At 43.8% G+C, this 25,014-nt stretch carries 18 protein-coding genes; 8 read left to right on the top strand and 10 right to left on the bottom strand.

Features of this window, described 5'->3' with window-relative positions; all coding sequences use genetic code 11:
- Positions 1 to 9: 9 nt before the first annotated feature.
- Both L0P88_RS09045 and L0P88_RS09040 read right to left on the bottom strand, forming a co-directional pair.
- The gene (locus L0P88_RS09045; protein WP_247134270.1) at positions 10 to 1,146 is read right to left on the bottom strand and encodes a DUF819 domain-containing protein; all 1,137 of its coding nucleotides are present in this window, start codon (positions 1,144 to 1,146) and stop codon (positions 10 to 12) included.
- Between the two features lie 124 nt (positions 1,147 to 1,270).
- On the bottom strand, positions 1,271 to 1,828 hold the full coding sequence (locus L0P88_RS09040) for a DUF427 domain-containing protein (RefSeq protein ID WP_247134269.1): 558 nt from the start codon (positions 1,826 to 1,828) through the stop codon (positions 1,271 to 1,273).
- An 85-nt stretch (positions 1,829 to 1,913) separates the two neighbouring features.
- Between L0P88_RS09040 and L0P88_RS09035 the strand changes: the two genes are divergently transcribed.
- A complete protein-coding gene (locus L0P88_RS09035; protein ID WP_247134268.1) occupies positions 1,914 to 2,279 on the top strand; it encodes a DUF2237 family protein in 366 nt (121 codons plus the stop codon).
- A 30-nt stretch (positions 2,280 to 2,309) separates the two neighbouring features.
- On the top strand, positions 2,310 to 2,894 hold the full coding sequence (locus tag L0P88_RS09030; RefSeq protein WP_247134267.1) for a TlpA family protein disulfide reductase: 585 nt from the start codon (positions 2,310 to 2,312) through the stop codon (positions 2,892 to 2,894).
- A 572-nt stretch (positions 2,895 to 3,466) separates the two neighbouring features.
- Here the strand turns inward: L0P88_RS09030 and L0P88_RS09025 are convergent.
- From L0P88_RS09025 to L0P88_RS08990, 8 genes are all read right to left on the bottom strand, one after another.
- A complete protein-coding gene (locus tag L0P88_RS09025) occupies positions 3,467 to 4,462 on the bottom strand; it encodes an Ig-like domain-containing protein (RefSeq protein WP_247134266.1) in 996 nt (331 codons plus the stop codon).
- 593 nt (positions 4,463 to 5,055) lie between these two features.
- The gene (locus tag L0P88_RS09020) at positions 5,056 to 5,517 is read right to left on the bottom strand and encodes a RidA family protein (RefSeq protein ID WP_247134265.1); all 462 of its coding nucleotides are present in this window, start codon (positions 5,515 to 5,517) and stop codon (positions 5,056 to 5,058) included.
- A gap of 182 nt (positions 5,518 to 5,699) precedes the next feature.
- Entirely contained in the window at positions 5,700 to 8,612 is a 2,913-nt protein-coding gene (locus L0P88_RS09015) for an N-6 DNA methylase (protein ID WP_247134264.1), read from the bottom strand.
- Positions 8,572 to 9,489, bottom strand: coding sequence for a DNA-methyltransferase (locus L0P88_RS09010; protein WP_247134263.1), 918 nt, complete (start codon positions 9,487 to 9,489; stop codon positions 8,572 to 8,574). Before L0P88_RS09010 ends, L0P88_RS09015 begins: the two co-directional genes overlap by 41 nt.
- Positions 9,490 to 9,496: 7 nt before the next feature.
- Positions 9,497 to 9,823, bottom strand: coding sequence for a helix-turn-helix domain-containing protein (locus tag L0P88_RS09005; RefSeq protein ID WP_247134262.1), 327 nt, complete (start codon positions 9,821 to 9,823; stop codon positions 9,497 to 9,499).
- Between the two features lie 180 nt (positions 9,824 to 10,003).
- Positions 10,004 to 10,846, bottom strand: a complete 843-nt coding sequence (locus tag L0P88_RS09000; protein ID WP_247134261.1) for a GIY-YIG nuclease family protein — start codon at positions 10,844 to 10,846, stop codon at positions 10,004 to 10,006.
- Between the two features lie 274 nt (positions 10,847 to 11,120).
- Positions 11,121 to 12,530: a Gfo/Idh/MocA family protein gene (locus tag L0P88_RS08995; RefSeq protein WP_247134260.1), complete on the bottom strand. Its 1,410-nt coding sequence runs from the start codon at positions 12,528 to 12,530 to the stop codon at positions 11,121 to 11,123.
- A gap of 6 nt (positions 12,531 to 12,536) precedes the next feature.
- Positions 12,537 to 13,328: a DUF1080 domain-containing protein gene (locus tag L0P88_RS08990; protein WP_247134259.1), complete on the bottom strand. Its 792-nt coding sequence runs from the start codon at positions 13,326 to 13,328 to the stop codon at positions 12,537 to 12,539.
- A 124-nt stretch (positions 13,329 to 13,452) separates the two neighbouring features.
- Between L0P88_RS08990 and L0P88_RS08985 the strand changes: the two genes are divergently transcribed.
- The 6 genes from L0P88_RS08985 (at position 13,453) to L0P88_RS08960 (ending at position 24,994) form a co-directional block, all read left to right on the top strand.
- Entirely contained in the window at positions 13,453 to 16,599 is a 3,147-nt protein-coding gene (locus tag L0P88_RS08985) for a WD40/YVTN/BNR-like repeat-containing protein (protein WP_247134258.1), read from the top strand.
- A 225-nt stretch (positions 16,600 to 16,824) separates the two neighbouring features.
- Positions 16,825 to 18,597 (top strand): MutS-related protein, encoded by a 1,773-nt coding sequence (locus L0P88_RS08980; protein WP_247134257.1) that lies wholly within the window; start codon positions 16,825 to 16,827, stop codon positions 18,595 to 18,597.
- A gap of 21 nt (positions 18,598 to 18,618) precedes the next feature.
- The gene (locus L0P88_RS08975; protein WP_247134256.1) at positions 18,619 to 21,738 is read left to right on the top strand and encodes a WD40/YVTN/BNR-like repeat-containing protein; all 3,120 of its coding nucleotides are present in this window, start codon (positions 18,619 to 18,621) and stop codon (positions 21,736 to 21,738) included.
- Positions 21,739 to 21,790: 52 nt separating this feature from the next.
- On the top strand, positions 21,791 to 22,336 hold the full coding sequence (locus tag L0P88_RS08970; RefSeq protein ID WP_247134255.1) for a CopD family protein: 546 nt from the start codon (positions 21,791 to 21,793) through the stop codon (positions 22,334 to 22,336).
- A 359-nt stretch (positions 22,337 to 22,695) separates the two neighbouring features.
- Entirely contained in the window at positions 22,696 to 24,102 is a 1,407-nt protein-coding gene (locus L0P88_RS08965; RefSeq protein WP_247134857.1) for a sensor histidine kinase, read from the top strand.
- Between the two features lie 109 nt (positions 24,103 to 24,211).
- On the top strand, positions 24,212 to 24,994 hold the full coding sequence (locus L0P88_RS08960; RefSeq protein ID WP_247134254.1) for an enoyl-CoA hydratase/isomerase family protein: 783 nt from the start codon (positions 24,212 to 24,214) through the stop codon (positions 24,992 to 24,994).
- Positions 24,995 to 25,014 lie beyond the last annotated feature (20 nt).

The raw sequence follows: 25,014 nt of genomic DNA, 5'->3' as shown, positions 1-25,014 counted from the left end.
TTCATACCGCTATAAAAATTGAATCACCAAAAAACCAAAATACGTACCCAGGGCGTTACCAAGGGTGCCCACCAGTATTGCGGGGAGCATCAATTCCTTCCGCCCAAAGGTTTCTGCAAGGGCCAGGGCCGTGGGTCCACCGCCAATATTGGCCTGACTCGCAATGGCAATCATACTCCAATCCCGATACAACAGTCCCCCCAATAGAATGGTCGTAATTCCATGGATAAGGACCACGGTAGCAGTGAATAGGAAGAGTGTAAGACCCAAAGTCTTGAGTTCCAAAACGGCATTGATTTCACAATACGCACCGATTACGGCCAAAAAAAGATATACGGAATACAGTCCCAAGGTATGGGCACCATTGAGTTTTGAGACAAAAGGGGTTTGGGCCAAAATAACCCCCAGGGTCGTTAGGGTAAGGATACTGGGCAGTTCGGGAAGGATTTTGGATAGTGCTTCTGAGATAAAAAACGCAGCCAATCCCAAAAAAAGAAGCCACATCAGGGAATTTAAATCCATACCATTGTCTTTTTGCCCATGTTCCTCGGTGTTCTTTGGAGCAGTTCCTTTTTTATCTTTCCAGAACTTCTTTAGTATTCGGGGCATGGCCAGGGTAACTACGATCCAGACGGTAGTGACCACATTATCCACAGCTATGGTGCCCGCATAAAGGGCCCCCTGTTTTTGAAAATCATATTCCAGGGCGATGGCATTGAAATTGACACTGCCTCCAGTGTACGTGCCCGTTAACATTCCGGCGATTATGGGTCCATTTTCACCCAATACCCCTTCTGGCGAAATAAGGTGCCAAGCCACTAGAATCCCGACTACCGTGGCCAATGAACCCAAAACGAATAAACCTATCATAGGAAGCCCTGCTTTTTTGATGGCCTTGAGATTCACGCCCAACATCAAGTAAAAAATGGAGAGGGGTGCCACGTAGGTAAAGATGCCCTCATAGAGAAAAATAGTGTTGGACGCACTGGGGATAAGTCCCATATTGGCAATGATGGCCGTAAAAACAATGGCTAACAAAGCTGCTCCGAGAGGCCTTCCAAAGGATGTCCTTTCCACATAAACGGCTAACATCACCATTAAGGCGAGCATAGAAAGCACGTAAATGGGATTCTCCAAAAATGCCATTGGCTTAAAGATACTGGATTTTTAAAGTGACAGAAACCAGTTATGGTCCCCTTTTGCGTAAATCCGTTTGATTCAACAGGAATTGCCCTAATCCCAAAGGTCTTCCCTGTCTTCCTTGGAGCGCTTACCAATGCCCGGTCCCAGGTTCTCCCTTAAAGGGCCCCACCACATCTTTGGTAATCCAGCCAGCATAAAATCCTCCTGGTTGTGGGGTTACCGGTTCGTCATCCAAAAAACAGTCCAAATGTTGTGGATAGAAGGCCAGATAATCGGTCAGGGGTTCAAAGGGGGGAAACGGCTTGGAATAGGACCATGCCACAGCGCGACTGGGCAGTTCCTTTAAGGCCCAATACGTGGAGGTACCCTTCCATTCGCAGACGGATTTTTTCCCTTCCATTTGCGTTAACAATTCAAGGTTGACCTCTTCCGGAGGCACGTAATAGGTAGGTGGACTGGCGGTTTCCAATACGGCCAAAGCATTATGGGAAAGTGCCAAAAGGGTTCCTTGATGATGAACCTCCAATTTTTTGGAAACGGGTTTTAGGGCAGGGGGACGGGGAAAGTCCCAAACGGAAACCTGCCCGTCTTTGGGAACCTGGGCAAAATCAGGTCGTTGTTGCCCGTTAAATGTCCATTTGTCCCTGGCTTTTAAAAGCCAATCGGGAATGCCTTTTTGTTTCATTTTACCTTACCTTGTTTTAAGTGTTGTACGGATACCGATAAAGGTAAGCTGTAATCACCGTAACTTTGTGAAAAACGAATACGCTTTGGAAAAAAACGTCCTTGGAACCGAATTGCAATCTTGTTGCTTTGCGCCCAAAACAGGATACTATCGCGACGGTTTTTGTAAAACCGGCACCGATGATGTGGGCACCCATGTGGTCTGTGCCATCATGACCGAAGAATTTTTGAAATTCACCAAAAGTCGGGGCAATGACCTAAGCACGCCCATTCCATATTACCAATTTCCCGGATTACAAGTCGGGGATAAATGGTGCCTTTGTGTTTCCCGCTGGAAGGAAGCCTATATGGAGGATTTGGCCCCTCCCGTGATTCTGGAGGCCACCCATGAGAAGGCACTCCAGCATGTAAGTTTTGGGATGTTACTGGAACACAAACATGTGGTGCTGTAATGAATGATGCGGTAAGCGACAAACCCACCAATGAAACCACGATTTCCATTCCTTAGAAAGATAGGCTGGAGCGATTGGGCCTTTGGGCTTTTTGTCGTACTACTTATCATTCCCCAAACCAGAAAACCGATTCAGGTGGGAATCAACCGTTTAAAAGTCGCCATTTGGTCCCCTGGGGTGCATACCACCAAGGAGGCGGATTCGGTTGCTGCCTTTACTTATTCCCTTCGGGATTTGGAAGGTAAGGAAGCGACGCGACGTATTGGGGACGGACGTATTACCTTTTTGAGCTTTTGGGCGACCTGGTGCGCTCCCTGCATTGCCGAATTGCCCAGTATTGAAGCTTTGTACCAGGACTATGGGGATGCGGTGGATTTTGTCCTGGTCACTTATGAAAATCCGGAAGTGGTGCAACGGTTTCTATCGAAAAAAGGAATTCAACTTCCTGTTTTCCATCCACTTACTGAAGTTCCCGAGGTGTTGCAATCCAGTAGCCTCCCGACGAATTATATCATTGATGCCGAAGGGAATATCCTGATCAAGGAAAAAGGGGCCGCCAATTGGAACAGTAAAAAGGTTCGGGGGTTGTTGGATGGTTTGATAAAGCAACCGTAGATTACTCAGAGCGAGAGTTTAGGGTGGGGTTCAAATTTTCTATGTCATTTCGAAATGAGGAGTGTAACGACGATTGAGAAATCCCGTCAATGGGGTTTAAATTTCTCCCGTTGGTCGAAATGACGATTGGGTAGTTGAGGTGAAACGTTCTCGAAGTGGATTCAAGGTGACCCTTTCTTTTCATTCCGCACGGATGCTGAGCAAAGTCGAAGCATTAGATGTGGAATCCATCCTATTTCTTTAGCGAGTCCATCCCTGCCTTCCGTCAGCCAAAGTAAAAACCCCTCGATTTCCATCGAAGCTGAGAAATCGGCCGTGTGCTTACGGATAGTTGCATAAAAAGGGGCTCCTCCCCTTGGTCAAGGGGAGGTGGATAGTGCAGCGCACTGGACGGAGGAGATTGCGAAACCCATCCACGTTTGGGCTTCAAAATTCTTGAAATAAGAGGTCACTGAGTTGGGTGCTGAGGCACTCGAAGCACACGAAGTGACCAAGTTCAAAGGTGACTTTGAGAACCTCCGTAGCCAACGGATTCTTTCATTGAACAAGGGCACTGTTCCAAAAAGGGGAACCTAATTGGGGTCAACACGGTAGGTTATTCGCCTATTCGTAATGATGGAAGCCGTTACATCAATAGTTACGGTACCCATATCACAAAGTACACTGGAATCCACAAATTCCATACTACAGAGGGAAGGCAGCGAAGAACCGCTTCCATCCATAAACTGTCCAATGGTGACATCCGTTGCCGAAGTACCATCCAAGGGCGAGTTGGGCGGGGCGACCGCAAAGGTATTGGTCGTTCCATTGGCCGTATAGGTGATGCTACCCGTGGTTTCGTTATACGCTATGGAATAAAGATTGTTTCCACTTACAAAATTGCCCAGGCTTTGGGTAAAACTCTGTTGCAGTCCCGTTGTCCCATTGATTACGGTAATCTGAACCCCAAGGGTATTTCCCCCAATATGGTAAATCCTAAAATCTCCAGCGGTGACGATATCGGCGGTACTTTCCTGATCTTGGTATTCAAAGGAGATTTCAAAACTGCTAAAATCGAAAATTCCGCTTGAATTGGGTACCACAATATCGAAACCTGTGGATCCCCCCGATCCACTGGGAAAATGGATTCCGCATCCGGTTTGCGCGGCATTCGCATTTACGGAAGTGGCATTGGGGCCAATGGTGGCATCGGTTATGGTGGATGTATTAAAATCGAAGCGGGAGACTACTGTAGAAGGCGTGCCATCATCACAGACCCGATAGGAAAAACTGTCCGTGCCAACAAATCCATTGTTGGGGGTATACGTAAAACTACCATCGGTATTCAGGACCACAGCACCATTACTTGGATTGGTCTCTGGAGTGGTTTGTACACTTAGAGTGGAGTTTCCATTAGCGTCGCTATCATTGGACAAAAGTCCGTTTGCACCATCTCGGGTCAGGCTAAAATCAAATCCTACGGAATAGCTATCATCTACAGCCACTGGGGCTACATTCTGTGCCAGTACCACAGGTGCGGTAAAAAGAACGAATAGCAGTAGTCCTATGGCGGTTTTACGCGTTAGCATAACCGTAAAACTAGGATTTAGGACCGCGGAAACGAATTATTTGTTGTAAGTGGGGGTTTAACAGGGGTAAATACTTCATAATGGGGTGGAAAGAGGATGGTAAAAATCACTTCGAGAGTTTCAGTTCCCCTTACTTGTCATTTCGAAATGAGGAGTGCAACGACGATTGAGAAATCTGCTTTAGATTTCTCCCGTTGGTCGAAATGACGATTGGGTAGTTGAGGTGATACGTTGCGGGCATTGAAACGTTCCCGAAGTGGATCTGGGTGACCTTTTCCTGTCATTCCGCACTTGATGCGGAATCCCACCCTATTTCCAGTGTGAGTAGATTTTTGCTTTTCCTCACCCAAAGTGAAAACCTCCTTGATTTCCATCGAAGCTGAGAAATCGGCCGAATGCTTGCGGATAGTTGAATTAAAAGGGCTCCTCCCCTTGGTTAAGGGGAGGTGGATAGTGCAGCGCACTAGACGGAGGGGATTGCGAAACCCATCCACGTTTGGGCTTCAAAATTCTTGGAGTAAGAGGTCACTGAGTTGGGTGCTGAGGTTCTCTAAGCCACCGCTTGTAAAGGTCATTTCGAGAGCCTCAATGACTTAGTCGCTTCCAACAACCGCTACCGCCTCAATCTCCACACCCCATTCCGGAAGGCCCAAGGCCTGTACGCCTACCAAGGTGCTGGCGGGCATATCTTTATCCCCAAGGAGTTCTTTTCTAACGGTTCGAAAGGTATCCAAATAGGCAGGCTGGTAATCCACAATATAGGTGTTGTATTTGACCACATCATCAAAGGTGGCCTCTGAGTTTTCAAGTGTTCTAAAGAGTTTGCTTAACGCATCCCGGAATTGCGCTTCAAAGCTCTCCCCACTACCGACTTGTCCGGAGATATAAATGGTTTTGACGCCATTGGCTTCTACGGCTACGGCTTGGGAATAGCCTTGGGCAGGGTCGATATAGGTTTTGGAGAATCCCGTTTGCTGGGGAGCGGGTTCAGGCGTTTTGGGTTGGCAGGAAATTATAAAAGTTAGCAATACAATAGCAATCGAAAATAGTTTCACTATAAAGAAATTTATATATCAATTTTGTTCTATGAGTGTATACTTTAATTCTGTTAGGATTGAATTCTTATTATACTTAAACAATTATATCAATTTAAGGGTAACTTATTATGCTCAACAATAATCAGTTCTACTTTGGTCATTAATCGTTTTGATTTGTATTTGAAGAGAATAAAAAGGCATTATCTATTTTTCATTTCTATCCTGTCCTCCATAGTTTGGCAAAGCAATTGATAAAGTTTGGGAATAAACCCTATGTCGTATCCGAATTCCCTAAATATTACTTCATCAAAACTCTTTCTATCACGCTGGGCAAATTCTTGGTCATAATCTAGTTGATTTCTTTCTGAAAGTGGATTAAATGCCTCAATTATTCTCATCCTTGATTGATTGTCTATGAGACTAGGATTTAGTATTTTCATTTTTGTTTTAAAAAAATTTGCATTTAAATCCAATGCTCCAAGACTGCGAGATACTCCATTAAGTTCTACAACTAAAAGACTTAGAATTGAATTGAACAATGCAGCAAAAATCTTCACATCATTTTCAGGAACTCGAATAGCTGTAAATCGTTGGTTTAAATTAATAAAGCTTTCTGAAAACCCAAAGAATAATCTCTTGTTTGGGTTGATTGAAATAAAAATATTTGCTGGCTCTTCAGGTGATAACGAATACCAAAGCTCCCGTCCATCAATCCTAACAAATTTTTCAGGAAGGGGAATACCTTGTTGGTTTGTCATTTGACCTCCTACTCTTAGCCACCTGTGAGTTCCTGGAAAGTTATCACTGATTTCTTGTTCTGATTTATCGCAAACAAAAAGCTTATAGTCATCTGTCAAATTATGTTTTATTGATGCTACATCACGATTTGATTTAAGGATTGGAAGCAATACATCACTTTCTATTCGATATCTATTTATTGTTTCTTGTTTTAAAATATGAAAGTTATCAAAGCAGGTCTTTGTTCCCCTGCCACTGTCTATTAGGTCAGGATAAGGAATTATTAAGGTATCTTGAAATTGCTGTAGTGGGTCTTCCGCAGTAAAATTAATATTCCAATTTTCTTGTGAATCAATTTGGTTTAACAAGTGTTGTTTTGTAATAATGGAAACCGTTGCAGTTCCATCTGTCTTGTGATATGCATTTTCAAACTGTGAATCAGCTAACCAACTATCATTGCCTTCCAAATCACAATTATCAATTTCCGAATAAAAATTCCTGAAATAATCGATTATTTCCTCAATGCTCATATTTTCGGTCAATCCCTCTAACTTAGAGTTTATTGTAATGAATTTGGTTGGCGAATCAGATGAACCTTTTTGAATAGTAGTAAATATTGTGCTTACCTTAGAATCTTTAAACCAATGCTCCGCATTACTTCTCACAACATATTTTATACTGAAATTGTCTAGCAGAAAACTCTTGAACTGTATTCCATATTCTTTGCCAAGCCAAGCATTTGAACTAATTGCCGAAAGAAACCCTCCATCTTTTAAAAACTTCAAAGAATGATAAAAACAATAAACAAAGTAATCTGACCTTTCATTTAGTTCAAATTTGTTGTTTTTCAAAAGAGAGGGTTGAGTAATCTCAAATTCATCTTCAAATTGGGCACTTAACAAATCATTCTGAATATCCTCTTGTTGAATAAACGGAAAGTTACTAATTATGGCATCAAAATAGGGCATTCCTTCATCAATCAGGGTAGTTCCATCTTGAGGGTCGGGAAACGATAAGACACTTTCTGGTCTGAGGTCTAAATAATTTTGCCTTGTTACCCTAGGGAAATTGTTTGAGTTCTTAACATCTTGTTTATATAGATTGATAACAGAAAGTATTGCTGGGAAATGAGAAATGTCATTACCCCAGATTTGGGATAGTAGAGTTTGATGGTCAGTTTCTCCAAGATTAAACTTTATTTTATAAAAAGTATCTAGAAAAGAACCAGTTCCAGAAGTCGGGTCGTAAACAATTTGTTCTCTGGTTCTTAATGCTGACAATGAAACCAAATATGTAAGTATTATTGGCGTGAAATACTGTCCAAATTTTTGGCGTTCGGATTGGGGAACTAAATTTTCTAATATAGTACCAATAACTTCTGAAGGCAATATTCTAAAATCATATGACCTTAGTAATTCTATTAAGTTTTTTAAGATATTCTCTACTGCATTACTGAAAGGCAAGTTATCTGTGAAATCTGTATCGAAAACTGCTTGAAAATCAATTTCTCGAACCTTTTCAAACAATGCTCTTAGTTGTTCCTTTAGTGGTGTAGCATGATTAATTTCTAACGGTGGAATATATTGTGGCAAGTTTTTACTGAGTGTCTGATAAAAAAGTATTTTACCTATTACTTTGTAAAAAAAGAACTTTGCTAAAACTTGTGTTTCTACTACGTTTTCTCTCCTTCTTGAAGAAGTTCTTAATATGTTAAGTGTAGCTTTTTCTAATATTTTCCATTTTGCATATTCGGCTTGAAAAGCCAAATCCGAATTTACTTTGTTTTCAATGATTTCTTGAAATAAGGGTATTAAGTAATCTGCCGAATTTTTAATACCTAAAACAATATCAGAAGAAATATTGATTGCTTCTTTAATCACTCCTTCTCTGTACAAACTAGCTAAGTCGCTCAATAAGGCATTTAAAGTTGATTTTAGTTCGGCCTCGTGTTTTAGATAGGAAACTCTATTGTCTAAATCAGAACGTTTTGTGATATTTTTGGAAGGATTATATCTTTTGACTTCATATAGATATTCTAATTCATAAGTGTGATCAGCTATTCCCCATATTATCGCCTGATTCGCATTCCAAGTTACGAATGAGTCGGATTTTAAGAATTTTGCTTTTTCAAGAGCATTTATTAACATTTCCTCATCATCTGGTGAAGTGTCCGGAAATTTTAATTCCCAACCGTTAAAAACAATACCAGCTGTTTTGTCTATGAAAACCAAAACATCGGGAAATCTAGTCTTTCCATGTGCAACTTTTATACCTTCATCATTGGTTGCTTCTTGAAAAATTGTAGAACCATTATTGATGGATTCTTTAATCCAACTAATTACATGTCCCGCCCAAGACCTTTCGTTTAGCTTCATAATTTAATGTGTGGTATTTAAGTATTGGTTCATTGAAAAGGCGTAAAGTCGTTTTTTTAACTTCTTTTTTCTTAAGTGTTGCAGTTATTCTATCTGTACATATTTTGATATAATCTACTTCTTTAACTTTATGAAGTAAGACATCCTCATTCTTTTCAATTCCTATAAAATTTCTATTCTCAAGAATAGCGGAAAGAAGAAAACTACCGCTACCACATGCATTATCCAAAACTATATCTCCTGGTTTTGTAAAGGTCTTGATTAGATAACGCCCAAGTTCAACAGGTTTTTGAGTTGGGTGATATACTTCCCCTTCTGATTCTGCTGTTTTTATATAAACATAATCGTCAGTAGCTTTTTCCTCGAGGGCAATAATATCAGTTGGATATCGTTTTCCGTTACTTTTCACGTGATTAGATTTAAAATCACCATAACTACCTGTTAATTGGTCTTTTCTGTAACCCTTGTCATATGCTTCTCCTTCTGACATTTGAGGGTTATAGATGGGTTGTTTTTTATAGAAAATACAAATGTCTTCGTGTTTTCTCAAAGGTTGCTTCTTGGCATTTAAGAAATTGGTTGCTTTGGATTTTATCCATACAATTTTGTACTTAAAATGCTTTTCATTGCTAAGAATTAGTTTTGCCGTAAAAATCCCTTGGGAAGTCAGTACTATAGCCCCATTATCTTTTATAATCCTATAATATTCTTTCCAAAGCTTATCTAAATCAATTACAGAATCCCATTTGTTCTGGGTTGTGCCATATGGCAAATCACAAAGAATCATATCGATACTCTTGTCTGGAATTCCTTTCATTTCCACGAGGCAATCACCTTGTATAACTTTGTTGAGATATTTATTCAAGCTTTTTGACATCTTTGTTTTAAAGTTTTAGACTTTCCTGTTTAACGTTCATCTGTCTCAGATACTTTACTTTTTTTTCTGCAACATGTAAAGCTTTCGTAGAGCAACTATTTTCATAAAGCTTCTTAGCAAACAGGTCACTAAAAAATTCTGTTTTGAGTTCATCTAAACTTAAATTGAAAACAGTTGCTAGAAGATCTAACCTCTTCTCATCAAACTCTCTTTTTCCATTTTCAATTTTGCTTAGATTGGCAGAGTCTAGTTCAAGTTTGGCACCCAGTTGAGTCAGTGTCATTCCTTTTTTTGTGCGCAATTCACGAATATATTCCCCAAATCTTTGTTTCATTTGACTTGTAATTATAAACTTGTCACCTTATGACAAAATTAGTTTTTTTTAGAGAAGTTCTTTATTTTCTAAAATGAGATTTGAAAAAAAGTCCTGTTCAAGGATTGGCTCTATTGTTTTGAAAAGTATATAATGTAAATTGCCCTAATAAATGTTAGATATCCACAAATCTTTATTTGTTTAGTGGCGTTTAAGTTCATCCAATGTTTTTCCTTCTTTGTTTTTCCATTTTTTCCAACCATTGGTCGACCTCCCTAAAACTACTCCTCCCGCGGTACTTGGGGAGTTGAAAATGTAATTTTTCTCAAAATGATAGTAGGAACCTTTGTCAACCAAAATTTCAGCTGAAATGAGGTTTTGCCGAAGGGTAATTAAATATTGATGACAACTGGGGACAGTATCTTTTTTAGCCTGCGATCCTTTAAATACAACAAAGCCATCATCTATTAAATCACCTTCTGCTTTGACTTCTCTCCCATTGATGAAAAGCAATTCTTTTTCATTTATAAGAGATTTATCCACTTTTTCATATAACGGAAATCCCAACGTAGATAGCAAAATCTTAATGGTATCAAAGCTATCCAGCAAATCGGCCTCCATAGACTCTGTTATGAATGGTGTACTAGGTAGAGTGCCATTTTCTGTCCCATAGGTATTAGAATCTATTGCCAGTTTTATAGCAATATGTTCTAGATATTTTACATGGGCTTTAGTGAATGCATTGGTCTTGGAAACCATTGCAACTGCATAATTCCAGAAATCTCTCTGTTTGTTTTGTTGCTTTAACCTATCTAGACAGTCCTCGGCTTCTCCAATGTAGACTATTGGTTTTGCCTTTTCTTCTGATTCTCCGAAAAGAAAATAGATACCTACGTTTTTTAGTTCTCGTCTTGTAGAGATGTATTCCAACTTATTTCTTGGTACAAGAATAGCTTTGACTACGCGATTGGTAATTTCAGCAATCTTTACACTTCGCGGTGAGCCGTCGGGTAAAAAAATCTGGATGGTTTGTGGTCGGGTCAAAACAATTTTGAATTTAAGAGGGAATTATAGTACCACCAAAATAACCAAACCGTACTTTAATTAAAAATGACGGGAATGATTTAAGGTTTTCCTATAAAAAAGCTGGGGTTTTTGTGGCGACCCACCCCGTTTCACCAAAGGTAAAACACCCCTCCCTGCTCAGGGAGGGGAGCTATGTTTTTTTGATAAGGGGAATTCGAGCTCAGTGTGCTACTGTTAGCTCCTCCCCTTGGTCAAGGGGAGGTGGTCCCGCGATAGCGGGAGCGGAGGGGCCTTAAAACTCCCGATAGTCCCCAGCCAAATACTGATTGGCCTCGGTTTCCGCAAACTGTGCCGTGGCGGCATCCCAATGTAGTGTCTGGTTGGGAAAGCGTCCTGCAATCACCCCTAAAAGGATGGTTTCCGTAAGTCGGGCCGCATACGCAAAAGGTGCGGTACATTCCCCTTTGCCCAAACAGGCATCCACAAATTGGTGGTAGTGTTTTGGGCCTTCACTGGCATAATTGCGGATGGGTTCCCCCAAATTGTGTTTGGCAATATCCTTGGAAATATCCACATATTTGCCCCGAACTATTTTCTTGGGCAATTGCATAAAATGGGGCAACAACAGTCGACCTTTGGTCCCTACAAACATGGCGCCTTGTTCGGGGAGTTGCCCTTCTTCGGCCACTCCGGCATCCAGGGAAATGTCATTTTTTGTCTTTTGTTTCGATTTCGCCATGTCTTTTGCTCCCGGAAGCACCAAATCCTCATGGGCAGGAGGCATGCCGGGGCCATCATACCAAATCCATTTTAAGGTCTTTCCGGTATAGTCCGTTCCCGGGAATTCATAGGTAACGATATTATTTTCGGGAAAACCAAAACCGTTGGGTTCGCGACACTCGTTTTTAACGGTCATGGGCACATCTAAATTAAGGGCATTATACGGCGTATCAAAAATATGGACGCCCATATCACCCAGGGTACCGCAGCCGTAATCCATTAATTTACGCCAGTTGCCCGGATGGTAATATCCTTCCTTGTACGGGCGTTTTGCGGAGGTCCCCAACCACAGGTTCCAGTCCAACTGCGCAGGTACGGGGTCTTCCCCTTCCGGTTCCGAACCGTTATACCCCCACGATTTTGGACTCCAGGCATGTACGGTATGTACTTTGCCAATAATGCCATCCTGGATCAACAAGGTGGCCAGTTTGTAATCGTAAAAGGAATGTACCTGAATCCCCATTTGGGTGACCAGATTTTTCTCCGCAGCCATTTTTTTCATGGCGCGGGATTCCGCCACATAATGGGTCAAGGGTTTTTGACAGTATACGTTTTTTCCCATTTTCATGGCCAATAAGGAAGCTGGTGCATGGGTATGGTCTGGAGTGGAAACGATTACGGCATCAATTTCGTCCTTCATCTCATCCAGCATCACCCGATAATCAAAAAAGACCCGGGCTTTGGGATGCAACTTGCGCGCCGCTGAAAGGTTGATGGCATCCACATCACAAAGTGCGACTACATCCACTTTTGGATGGGATGAAATATCCCTAAGGTCTTCTCCCCCCATATTTCCTACACCAATATGTGCGGTTCGTAATCGGTCGTTTGGGCCCATAGTATGTGCTTTAAGCAAGGAAGGGGCCGCCATGGCGCCCAGCACTCCAATTCCGGTCTTTTTTAGAAAATCGCGTTTGTTCATCTTTGGTTATAATTTTTTGATTTTAATATTTCTGAACCAGATCGGACTGGCATGGTCTTGAAGGGCAATATAGCCGGATTTGTATTTCCCATAATCAGGCGCATTATCCCACTTTCCCGAATTCTTCTTTTCGTTCCAATCGGCCGACCAGGGTTCAAATTCCAGTAACTTTTTCCCATTGAGCCAATGTTCCACTTTTTCGGGAGTGAACACAATTTTAGAGGAATTCCACTCGCCAACGGGGTTCAGTTCCTTTTGGGATTCATCGGCAACATGCATGGCATAATCGGCTCCTGTCTTCTGCCAGTCCTGCAATAATTCGGGATGTTCCGCCCCAAATTGTTCGTTGTATGCCGTTAGGTCATGGATGCTGGCATAATTCTCATCGTCGATCAGCTGATATTCCGGGGACACCACGGGAGGGCCGTCATAGCCCTCTTTCACATGGTAGAATATACCGCTGTTTCCGCCTTCGGGGAGTTTCCATTCCAGATATAGTTCAAAATTGTCGAACTCCTCATCGCCATAAATGATATCCTTACCGCCCGTATAATTTTGTTCTAGGCCCAGTTCCGTGTCAAAGGTCAGGGTGCTGTCCTTAATGGTCCACCCTGGGGGAAGGGCATCCATGCCGTAGCCCCGCCAACCGTCCAGGCTGGTTCCATCAAACAGATACGTCCATTCCGACTTTTGTTCTTCCGCAACCTTATTTTCAATAGCTTCCCCATGGGATTTGCTGTTTTCTTTACAGGATATCGAAACGAATAAAAGCGATAGTAAAAAAAGGTACTTATACATGGAACAGGTCATTTATCAAGCCAATGAAGTTACAAATGAAGCCATTGAAAGTACAAAATATTAGTAATACTATTTCCTCCTTTTTCAGTACTTTTAGAAACGACTAATTCAAAAGAACACATAAATGAAACCGCTATTGACCAAAGCAGGCATCACCTTGCTTGCCCTCTGTTTATTTACCATTACCGGGGAATCCCAAAGACGAAAGAAAGGCCAAACCGCACCGGAAATCCCCGCCGATTTGTATTCCAGTATGGAGTACCGCCTGGTGGGTCCTTTTCGTGGGGGTCGGTCCGCGGCGGTAACCGGGGTTCCTGGAAATCCCAATCTCTTCTATTTTGGCGCAACCGGGGGAGGGGTCTGGAAGACCTTAAATGGCGGCCGATCCTGGGAAAACATTTCGGATGGATATTTCGGCGGAAGTATCGGAGCGGTGGAAGTTGCCAAAAGCGATGCCAACGTCATTTATGTTGGGGGAGGTGAAAAAACATTGCGCGGCAATGTATCCAGTGGTTATGGTATTTGGAAAACCGTGGACGCGGGAAAAACCTGGGAAAAAGCCGGATTGGAAAAAAGTAGGCATGTCCCTCGAATTCGGGTGCATCCCACGGATTACAATACGGTATATGCCGCAGTTTTGGGAAATATTTACAAACCGACCAAAGAACGGGGGGTGTATAAAAGTACGGATGGGGGCAAGAGCTGGAAGCAGATCCTTTTTGTCAACGACCAATCTGGAGCGGTGGATCTGACCTTTGACCCCAATAATCCAAGGATTTTATATGCTTCCACCTGGCGTGCCCAGCGCACCCCGTACTCACTGAGTAGTGGGGGTGAGGGTTCCGCCCTTTGGAAGAGTACGGATAGCGGCGATACCTGGACCGAGATTTCAAAGAATGAAGGCTTTCCCAAAGATACCCTGGGAATCATAGGGGTTTCCGTTTCCCCAGTGAATTCAGAACGCGTATTTGCCATTGTGGAGCACAAGGAAAAGGGAGGCTTGTATCGCTCGGATGATGGTGGAAAAAAATGGACGCAGGTCAACAGCGAACGAAAATTGCGTCAACGGGCATGGTATTACACCCGTGTATATGCCGATACCGAAGATAAGGATGTGGTTTATGTGTTGAACGTACGTTACCACAAATCCACCGATGGCGGAAAAACCTTCAATACCTTTAATGCCCCGCACGGGGATCATCACGATCTGTGGATTGCCCCGGAAAACAGCCAACGGATGATCATTGGTGATGATGGTGGCGCACAGGTGAGCTATGATGGTGGGGAAACCTGGAGTACTTATTACAACCAACCCACGGCACAGTTTTACCGGGTGACCACGGACAATGCATTTCCCTATCGTATTTATGTGGCCCAACAGGATAACAGCACCGTACGGATCAACCATCGTTCCGATGGCGGAGGTATCGGTGAGGAGGATTGGGAGCGTACCGCTGGCGGGGAGAGCGCCCATATTGCCGTAGACCCCGCCAATAACGATATTGTCTATGGAGGCAGTTATGGCGGGTTTCTGACCCGGGTAAACCATGATGTGGGAACCGTTCGCGGTATCAACGTATGGCCCGATAACCCCATGGGCTATGGCGCCGAAGGCATGAAATATCGTTTTCAGTGGAACTTCCCCATTATTTTCAGTAAGCATGACCCCAAAAAACTATATACCTTCAGTAACCATGTACATTTAAGTACAAATGAAGGACAGAGCTGGACGCGATTGAGTGATGACCTCACCCGAAACGATCCCACCAAATTGGTCAGCAGTGGTGGGCCAATTACCCAGGACAATACGGGAGTGGAATACTACTGTACCATTTTTGCGGCCCAGGAAAGCCCATTAAAAGAAGGGTTGCTATGGGTTGGTAGTGACGATGGACTTATCCATATCACCCAGGACGGAGGGCAAAATTGGGAGAATGTAACCCCGTCGGGAATGCCGGAATGGATGATGATCAACAGCGTGGAACCTTCCGCTTTTGACGAGGGCACCTGCTATGTGGCCGGCACCCGTTACAAATTGGGGGATTTTACACCCTATCTCTACAAAACCACGGATTACGGAAAAACCTGGACGAAAATCACCAACGGAATCGAAAATGAACATTTTACCCGTGTTGTCCGCGAAGATCCCAAGCGCAAAGGATTGTTGTACGCCGGCACGGAAACAGGGATGTACATTTCCTTTAACGATGGGGCCAAATGGGAGAAATTCCAATTGAACCTGCCCATTGTACCCATTACGGATTTGGTCCTAAAGGACAATAATTTGGTGGTGGCCACACAGGGGCGTAGCGTTTGGATCATTGACGATTTAACGGTATTGCACCAGTTGAATTCCAATGATTCGGGAGCAAAAATGAAACTATTTGCCCCCAAGGATTCCTATCGAACCAAAGGAACGGCAAGACCAAAGGACAAACCCAGTTTGACCGAAGGCCAAAACCATCCCGCGGGAGTGATCACCCATTTTTACCTTAAGGATTTTGATAAGGAAAAGGATACGGTACAATTGACCTATTTAAGTAGGTCTGGGGATACCCTGGCCAATTTCAGTACCAAGGCCAAGGACAAGAAAAAACAATTGACCCTGGAAAAAGGCGGTAATACCCACAATTGGGATACCCGTGGCAAAGGGGCGGAACGCCTAAAGGGAATGATTTTATGGTGGGCCAATCTTAATGGGGCAAAAGCAGTTCCGGGAGATTATCAGGTGAGCCTAAATGTCAATGGTGCGGTGCAGACCGAAAACTTTATCATACTTCCCGATCCAAGGGCCGAAGTTTCCGTAACCGATATGCAAAAGCAATACGATTTCATTACCAGTATCAACGAGACGGTGGACAAAGCCCACCAATCCATTAAGAAGATTCGAAAGATCAATGAAAAACTGGATGCTTTTACCAAACAATATGCGGATGATGAGGCGACCAAATCCTTGGTGGAAAAGGCCAAAAAAATGAAGGAAGGCTTTGGGGATATTGAAAAAGCACTCTACCAAACCAAAAATAGGAGTAACCAGGACCCACTGAACTTTCCGATCCGACTGACCAATAAATTGGCGCATTTAAACAGCTTGGTAAGTTTGGATGATTTTCCGCCAACGGAGCAGGATATTGCCGTAAAGAATGAAATGACCACAAAGATCAATGCACAACTAAAGAACTTTGATGCCTTGGTCGATGAAGAAATGAAGGCTTTCAATTCCGAATTCAACAGGCTTGGGTTGGAATATTTAAGCATAACGGAGGAGTAAACGCAAATGCGTTGACCGGGTAGTGTTGGGGGATGCTCATTTTGGGTTGGTCCAAAAGGGATTATCCCGACTTTGCCCCTCAAATCGGTGCTTTGAATTTAGGATTGGAATTCAAAGTTCATGGCTGTTGCCCATGCAGAACCATCGGTAAAATTGTTTTGTACCATGTTGCCATGTGAAAAGGATTCCCGTTATTGCAGCACTTAGACGGATTGCTTATCACCTATGAACGACCCCCAGGCCTTTTATAAAAAACAGTTGGTGGAACACGGGAAAAGCCTAACGGCTTTGAAAACCAAATTGAATGCTTCCAGTGTGCTGCGCCTAGTGTTGTTTTTAGGGATTATCAGCGCGATATATTTGAGTTGGTCCCAAACGAATGTGCTTTTGGGCATATTGGTTTTTGCCATTCCCCTGTTTGTGCTTTTGGTGGTTCGTCATCAAAAATTGAAATACCAACGGGATGTAATTCAAAATCTGCAGCTTCAAAACAAAAGGGAGCTCAATGTCCTGAACCATGAGTATTACGGACTACCGGATGGCAAGGGTTATCAGGATGCCACACATGCATTCAGTCAGGATATCGATTTATTTGGTAGGGGATCCTTCTTTCAATATTGCAATCGTACTGCCTTAAAAAGTGGGTCCGATCTGTTGGCCGCTACAATGCTCTCCAATGATATCAACAACATTGTACAAAAGCAGGAAGCCATTCAGGAGCTATCCAAAATACCGGAATGGCGGCAACATTTTACGGCGGTTGGCTCTTTGGTAAGGACGGAAGTGGACTCGGACACCGTGGTGCGGTGGTTGGGCGGGTACCGACCCTTTGTCCCCTCAGCCATGCACGGGATGAGTATTGGATTTTCCCTGCTTTCCCTCTTAGTTTGGGCTTCCTACTTTTTGGGGTACGTTTCCGGCTATGCGGTATTTGGGGTTTTCTTGTTGGGCTTGGCCATTACGGGGGCCTTTTTGCCCAAAATCAACCAACTGTCCGCCCAAACTACAAAAGCCCAGAGTACCTTAAGGCAATATGCCAAGCTGTTGCAGCTGTTGGAGCAGCACAAATTTGCATCGGAAGTTTTGAAAAGCAGAAGAAATGCCGTGGCCACTGAAGGAAATTCCAGTTCCTCCATTCTAAAAAAGTTCTCCAGGGTTTTGGATGCCCTCGACCAACGGAACAATCTGATCATCGGTATTTTGGGGAATGGTTTTCTACTTCGGGACCTGTTTGTTTCAAAATCCATTGAGGATTGGATTTCGTCCTACAAGGAACAAATTCCAAAATGGTTTGCGACCATTGCATTTTTTGATGCCTACAATAGCCTGGGCAATTATGCCTTTAACCATCCCAACCATAGCTTTCCCAAAATCGAGGAATCGAACTATGTGTTACGAAGTAAGGCCGCCGCCCATCCCTTGTTAAAAGTGGATGTTGCCGTGGCAAACCCCATTTCCATTGCCAAAGAGGAATTCTTTATTATTACAGGGGCCAATATGGCGGGGAAGAGCACTTTTTTGCGTACCGTGGGGCTGCAATTGGTCATGGCCAATATGGGACTGCCCGTTTGTGCGGAGCAGGCAAGCTATAGCCCCATAAAACTGATTACCAGTATGCGGACAACCGATAGCCTGACCAATGATGAAAGCTATTTCTTTAGTGAATTGAAACGATTGAAATACATTATCGATACTATTGCCGAGGAACCCTATTTTATTATCCTGGATGAAATTTTAAAGGGAACCAATAGTACGGATAAGGCCGCGGGATCTAAAAAATTTATTGAACGATTGGTGGGTTTGCGGACTACGGGACTCATTGCCACACATGATTTGAGCCTTTGTGAGGTCGCCGACAGTTTAAAAACGGTAAAGAATTATTATTTTGATGCTCAAATAGTTAATGACGAACTCTTTTTTGATTATACCTTTAAAGAAGGCGTCTGCGAAAATATGAACGCCAGTTTTTTACTCCATAAGATGGGGATTGTAGATTGATTTTTTCTTAAAACCAACCAGATGAAAAAAGTAGTTACCCTTTGCCTTTTCGTAATGACCCTAGGCATTTTTGCCCAAACGGCGGAAGAGTATTTTAAACCGGTAAAATATCGAAATATTGGTCCTTTTAGGGGAGGGCGTTCCGTTTGCGCCACAGGTGTGGTGGGAGACCCCATGACCTACTATATGGGAACTACGGGGGGTGGACTTTGGAAGACCACCGATGCCGGGCAGCATTGGGACAACATATCGGATGGCTTTTTTGAAATGGGTTCCGTTGGGGCGGTCGCCGTTTCGGCCTCAAACCCCAATATCGTCTATGTGGGCATGGGGGAACATGCGCCCAGGGGCGTTATGACTTCCTATGGTGATGGGGTATACAAATCCATAGATGCGGGGAAAACCTGGAAAAAAATGGGTCTGGAAGCCACCCAACATATTGCACGGATCGTTATCCATCCCACAAATCCCGATGTGGTCTACGTAGCGGCCCAAGGGGCACTTTTTGGACCCAACAAGGAACGGGGCATTTACAAATCGACAGATGGGGGCAAGACCTGGAGAAACGTACTTTTTGTCAATGAATTGACCGGTTGTTCGGAACTTTCCATGGACGCCCATGTGCCGGAAGTATTGTATGCCACCCTTTGGCACCATCAGCGCAAACCGAATATGGTCATTAGTGGTGGGGAAGGAAGTGGGGTCTACAAATCCGTTGATGGGGGAGAGACGTGGAAAAAGATAGAAAAGGGACTTCCCAAAGAAAAGGGGAAAATGGCCATAGCCGTCAGCCCGGCCAATCCCAATAAGGTGTATGCCTTGGTAGAGAGCGATTCCGATAAGGATAAAGGAGGCTTGTTCGTTTCCAACAACGCAGGGGAAAGTTGGCAAATGGTAAGTGGGGATAACCGTTTAACGCAAAGGACATGGTACTACATTGAAGTTTTTACGGACCCTAACAATGAAAACGTGGTCTATGTGTTGAGCGCTCCGGCCCTGCGCTCCATTGATGGCGGCAAAACCTGGGAGCGGCTTTCCGGAACGCATGGGGATTACCATGACCTGTGGATCAATCCAAACAACTCCAACAATATGGTGATCGCCAATGATGGGGGTGCTGCCATTAGCTTCAATTATGGTAAGCGTTGGTCTACACAGAACATCATGCCCACGGCACAGTTTTATCGTATTAATGTCGATAACCAGTTCCCCTACCATATTTATGGGGGGCAGCAGGACAATACTTCGGTCAAAATAGCCAGCCTTTCCCTGGGCAGATCAAGTATTGGTCGCGAAGACTGGACGTATTCCGCCGGTGGGGAGAGCGCCTTTTTGGCTTTCGATCCGGATGATCCAAGATACGTTATGGGGGGCAGTTATTTGGGGACCATTAACCTATTGGACACCCATTCCAAAGCTTCTACTAAAGTCATGGCAGCGCCGATTCAATATTTGGGACGGGCGGCCAGGGATATGAAATACCTTTACAATTGGAATGCACCGATCTTATGGTCAAAACATGAACCGGGTACTTTTTATCACTGTGCACAATTGGTGCTTCGCACCCGGGACAATGGGGTGACCTGGGAGGAAATCTCCCCGGACCTTACTAGGGATCAGGATGACAAACAGGGAAATGGAGGGGGACCTTATACCAACGAGGCCGTAGGGGCCGAAAATTATGGTACCATAGCCTATATGGTGGAATCACCCCATGAAAAAGGTGTTTTTTATACAGGAAGTGACGATGGCTTGGTGCATATCACAAAAAATGGTGGGCAAAGCTGGGACAATGTTACCCCAAAAGGTTTGGCAGAGTGCCTGGTCAATGCCGTGGAAGTATCTCCCCACGACCCCGCAACCGTTTATATTGCGACAACACGCTACAAGTTCAATGATTATGCCCCTGCCGTGTACAGGTCCACCAATTATGGACAGACCTGGACCAATATCAGTTCGGGGATTCCCTATGGGTCCTTTACCCGTGCGATCCGTGAGGATCAAGATCGAAAGGGACAGTTGTATGTAGGAACCGAAAAAGGGATATATGTATCCTGGAACAATGGACAGGAGTGGGAACCCCTGCAATTGAACCTGCCCAGGACCCCGATTCTGGATCTTAAGGTCCATCAAGGGGATTTGGTTGTGGCCACTTCGGGAAGATCCTTTTGGATTTTGGATGACCTCGGTACCTTGGCGCAATACGAAAAGCCAAAAAAGCAGGCGTTTTTGTATCAACCCGAACCCGCTTACAATGGGGCATGGGGAAGCGCCTTGAATCGGAATTCCGACGGTTTTACAGGAAGTCAGGCCTTTACTGGCGTAAATCCGGCCAATGGAATGGTGCTGTATTATGAGTTGCCCAAGCTATCGGATTCCACCGAAATTGAGATGGAGATTCTGGATGCTACGGGAAAACTGGTGAACCGGTTTTCCTCAAAAAAGGATACGAAGTACAAACGCTATGACGGTGGGCCACCACCTGCCCCGATTTTGGACAAAAAAGAAGGACTGAATCGGTTTGTATGGGATATGGGCCATGCACTGATGCCCGGTATAATGGACACCTATATTGAAGCGAGTTATCGAGGTCACCGAGCCATCCCTGGGGAGTATACCGTCCGCTTAAAAGTGGATGGAAAGGTATTGGAAACCAAAGGGATCATTAAGGAAGTGCCATCCTACGAAACCAACCCAGATCAGTACAAAGCCTATGATGCCTTTATGGACAAGGCCGAAAGTGCACTTACCGAAATGCATCATATGGTGAATACACTCTTTAAAGCAAAGCAGCAGTTAAAAACGGTTCTGGAAAAAATGCAGGGCCAGGACCTCAAAAAAGAAGGAAAAGCCCTAATGGAAGAATTGGAGGCATGGGATATGGAGATGGTACAGCGAAAATCCAAAGCCTATGACGATGTGGAGAACTTTCCCAATAAATTTACGGCGGAGTATCTTTTTTTGATCAATGCCACAAACAGTTCCATTCCAAGGGTGAATCAATCTTCCGTGGATAGAAAAGCGGAACTGGATGGACAATGGTCAGCATTGAAGCAAAGGGGAGAAGCCTTTATCAATGCTAAAATCCCCGCGTACAACAAAAAACTGTGGGAGGCCGGTATTGGGGCGGTTCAATTATAAATTTGTAAGTACTGGCCTTTGGTTCAGTAGGGTTAACAACTAAGGTGAAAAATTGATTTACAATTATATAAAAGCATTGCATCTGATTTTTGTGGTGACCTGGTTCGCAGGGCTTTTCTATATTCCCCGTTTGTTCATTTACCATATTGAAGCGGATGCAAAACCTTCTCCAGAAAGGGAAATCCTGACCCGGCAGCTAAAACTGATGACCAAACGGCTGTGGTATATCATCACATGGCCCTCGGCCATTTTATGTACGCTTTTTGCCATTTGGTTGTTGATTTTGATGCCCGACTGGTTGGAACAACCATGGATGCATGTAAAACTGGCCTTCGTGGTTTTGCTCATTGTGTATCATTTGCGATGCCACCAAATGTTCAAACAGTTGCAGCGGGACGAGGTAAAATATACCTCGCACTTTATGCGAATTTGGAATGAAGTGGCCACCCTGGTGCTTTTTGCGGTCACCTTTTTGGTGATTTTAAAGAATGCCTTCAACTGGATTTATGGGGTGGTGGGGATTTTGGTCCTGGGCGTTTTGCTCATGTTGGGGATTCGGCTGTACAAAAGGATTCGGGAGAAAAATCCGGATGCTTGATTAAAAAGTTTATGTTCAAGCATCAAGTTCAATTCTAAACGAAGTTGAACTTGATCTTGAAATTTGGGATTGTACTTAATTTGGTTCGATTCTTGTTAACTTTAGAGTCTGTTTGGGAATTTGTCAATTGTTTTCTTATGTCCCTTTTTGCACGGCACATTGTTAAAATTTTAGTCCATAACTATGGCTATGCTTTTCCATCGCTCCGGCTCGCCCATAGCTTTCGCTATGTCGTGCCTCGTTCCGCACAAAAATGGCCTATAACAATTCCAATCACAAATTCCCAAACAGGCTCTTAATTCAAAATCTGCCAAAGCTTGTTCAAAAAACTGTCCCTTCGTTCCCGAATTTTTATCACCATGATCCTATTGGTGGTCATTGCTTCGGTTTTAATTGCCGGGGTGACCATTTACCAATATCGCGAGCAGTCCAACGATTACCACCAGAACCGTTTGGAACGCAAGGAAGATCAGATTCTCCAAAGTATTAATTATGTGCTCAATGAGACCACCTATGAACCTTCCACCAAGAACCTGGGCCATATTTTTAAGGATGAGATCTATAAGATCGCTGATGTCCAAAACGTAAACTTCAATATTTATGATTTGGAGGGGGAACTTATTAAAAGCTCCAAACCGGCATTTGAAGCCGATTCCTTGTCCAATTGCCTGGATGCTGAGGTATTAAATAGCTTGGCGATGAGCTCAGCACGAAGGTATGTGGAGGAAAAACGCACTGCCGGGGACAATTATCAAGCTTCCTATACCTATATCAACGACCCAAAATTCAAGCCGATAGGGATAATGAACCTACCTTATTTTGAGGATAATTCTTTTAACAATATGGAGCTTCGGGAGTTTTTGATCCGACTGGGAGGGGTGTACCTGTTGATGCTTATGGCGGCCATTGTTTTTGCCTATTTCATCTCCAAGTATATCACGCGATCTTTGCAGACGGTTTCCGATAAGCTCTATATTACGGGACTGACGAAACGGAACGAGAAAATCCTCCTTAAAAATCCGACCGAGGAAATAGGAAAGCTGGTGGATTCCTATAACAATATGATTGACGAATTGGAGGCCAGTGCCGCAAAATTGGCCCGTAGTGAACGCGAACAGGCGTGGCGGGAAATGGCCAAACAAGTCGCCCATGAGATTAAAAATCCATTGACACCCATGCGCCTGAGCGTACAAAGTTTTGAGCGCAAGTTTGATCCCGAAGATCCCAAAATAGGGAAAAAGGTCAAGGAGTTTTCCAAAACCCTGGTACAACAAATAGACACCATGGGCAATATTGCTTCTGCTTTTTCAAACTTTGCCAATATGCCGGCCCAGCAGAAGGAGACCTTGAACATTGTGAGTGTCACCAAATTGGCCCTCGATATTTTTCATGAACCGTATATCCATTTTATCTGTGATGAGGAAGAAATCATTGCAAAAGTAGATCGTACCCAACTCATTCGTATTGTAACCAATTTGGTAAAAAACGCCATTCAGGCGATGATTAATGTGGACTCCCCAAGAATTTTGGTGACCGTTGTTTCCGATGCGGATAAGGTGAAAATACAGGTCGCGGACAATGGAGTGGGCATCCGGGATGATTTCAAGGATAAAATCTTTGAACCCAAGTTTACCACCAAAACAAGCGGTATGGGCCTGGGCTTGGGTATGGTGCGCAATATTGTTGAAAATTATGGGGGCACCATTAGCTTTACTTCCCAACTCGGCAAGGGTACCGTCTTTACGGTCAAGTTTCCCAAAGAATAGGCTAAGGTTATTTGAGGTTGGTTGATGGTTTAAGTATTTTTACTAACACCTAACACCTAACACCTAACACCTAACACCTAACACCTAACACCTAACACCTAACACCAACATGGACTACGACAACATCTACATCGAAGAGGAAGGAAATATTGCTACCATTACCATCGATAGACCAAAAAAACTCAATGCGCTGAACAAGGCCACCATAGAAGAACTCCATCAGGCTTTTAAGGAGTTGGATGAGGATGGGGAAATCAAGGTCATTATCATTACCGGAAGTGGGGAAAAGGCTTTTGTTGCGGGGGCCGATATTTCCGAGTTTGCACATTTTAATGTAGCGCAAGGGGGCCATTTGGCCGCAAAAGGGCAGGAATTGTTGTTCGATTTTGTCCAGGACCTCGCTACCCCGGTAATTGCCGCCGTCAATGGTTTTGCTTTGGGAGGTGGACTGGAGCTGGCCATGGCCTGTCATTTTAGGGTGGCCAGTGCTAATGCCAAAATGGGACTGCCCGAAGTTTCCCTTGGAGTTATCCCCGGCTATGGGGGAACACAACGACTTCCCCAATTGGTGGGAAAAGGGATTGCCATGGAAATGATAATGACGGCAGGAATGATGGATGCCCCACGGGCCCTACACTATGGATTGGTGAATTATGTGGTGCCGCAGGAAGAATTGTTGGCACTTTGTCGAAAATTGGCCCAAAAAATCACAAACAACTCCGCTGTGGCCATTGCACAGGCAATAAAAGCGGTCAATGCGGGTTATAAACCTAAAGAGGACGGCTACGCTGTTGAAATCAATGCGTTTGGCCATTGTTTTGGTACTGGGGATTTCAAGGAAGGTACCACGGCCTTTTTGGAAAAGCGCAAAGCAGATTTCCCCGGCAACTAGCCAGCCCTAAACGAATACCC

Origin of the sequence: Muricauda sp. SCSIO 64092, assembly GCF_023016285.1 — a bacterium.
Classification (GTDB): Bacteria; Bacteroidota; Bacteroidia; order Flavobacteriales; family Flavobacteriaceae; genus Croceivirga.
The sequence above is the reverse complement of the archived record's forward strand: the minus strand, read 5'-3'. Positions and strand labels throughout refer to the sequence as shown.

What these genes read in the sequence shown, in the direction of transcription:
- L0P88_RS09045 (WP_247134270.1), bottom strand. Translation starts at nt 1,146, where the DNA reads ATGGCATTTTTGGAGAATCCCATTTACGTGCTTTCTATGCTCGCCTTA.
- L0P88_RS09040 (WP_247134269.1), bottom strand. Translation starts at nt 1,828, where the DNA reads ATGAAACAAAAAGGCATTCCCGATTGGCTTTTAAAAGCCAGGGACAAA.
- L0P88_RS09030 (WP_247134267.1), top strand. Translation starts at nt 2,310, where the DNA reads ATGAAACCACGATTTCCATTCCTTAGAAAGATAGGCTGGAGCGATTGG.
- L0P88_RS09025 (WP_247134266.1), bottom strand. Translation starts at nt 4,462, where the DNA reads ATGCTAACGCGTAAAACCGCCATAGGACTACTGCTATTCGTTCTTTTT.
- L0P88_RS09015 (WP_247134264.1), bottom strand. Translation starts at nt 8,612, where the DNA reads ATGAAGCTAAACGAAAGGTCTTGGGCGGGACATGTAATTAGTTGGATT.
- L0P88_RS09010 (WP_247134263.1), bottom strand. Translation starts at nt 9,489, where the DNA reads ATGTCAAAAAGCTTGAATAAATATCTCAACAAAGTTATACAAGGTGAT.
- L0P88_RS09005 (WP_247134262.1), bottom strand. Translation starts at nt 9,823, where the DNA reads ATGAAACAAAGATTTGGGGAATATATTCGTGAATTGCGCACAAAAAAA.
- L0P88_RS08995 (WP_247134260.1), bottom strand. Translation starts at nt 12,530, where the DNA reads ATGAACAAACGCGATTTTCTAAAAAAGACCGGAATTGGAGTGCTGGGC.
- L0P88_RS08990 (WP_247134259.1), bottom strand. Translation starts at nt 13,328, where the DNA reads ATGTATAAGTACCTTTTTTTACTATCGCTTTTATTCGTTTCGATATCC.
- L0P88_RS08985 (WP_247134258.1), top strand. Translation starts at nt 13,453, where the DNA reads ATGAAACCGCTATTGACCAAAGCAGGCATCACCTTGCTTGCCCTCTGT.
- L0P88_RS08980 (WP_247134257.1), top strand. Translation starts at nt 16,825, where the DNA reads ATGAACGACCCCCAGGCCTTTTATAAAAAACAGTTGGTGGAACACGGG.
- L0P88_RS08975 (WP_247134256.1), top strand. Translation starts at nt 18,619, where the DNA reads ATGAAAAAAGTAGTTACCCTTTGCCTTTTCGTAATGACCCTAGGCATT.
- L0P88_RS08965 (WP_247134857.1), top strand. Translation starts at nt 22,696, where the DNA reads ATGATCCTATTGGTGGTCATTGCTTCGGTTTTAATTGCCGGGGTGACC.
- L0P88_RS08960 (WP_247134254.1), top strand. Translation starts at nt 24,212, where the DNA reads ATGGACTACGACAACATCTACATCGAAGAGGAAGGAAATATTGCTACC.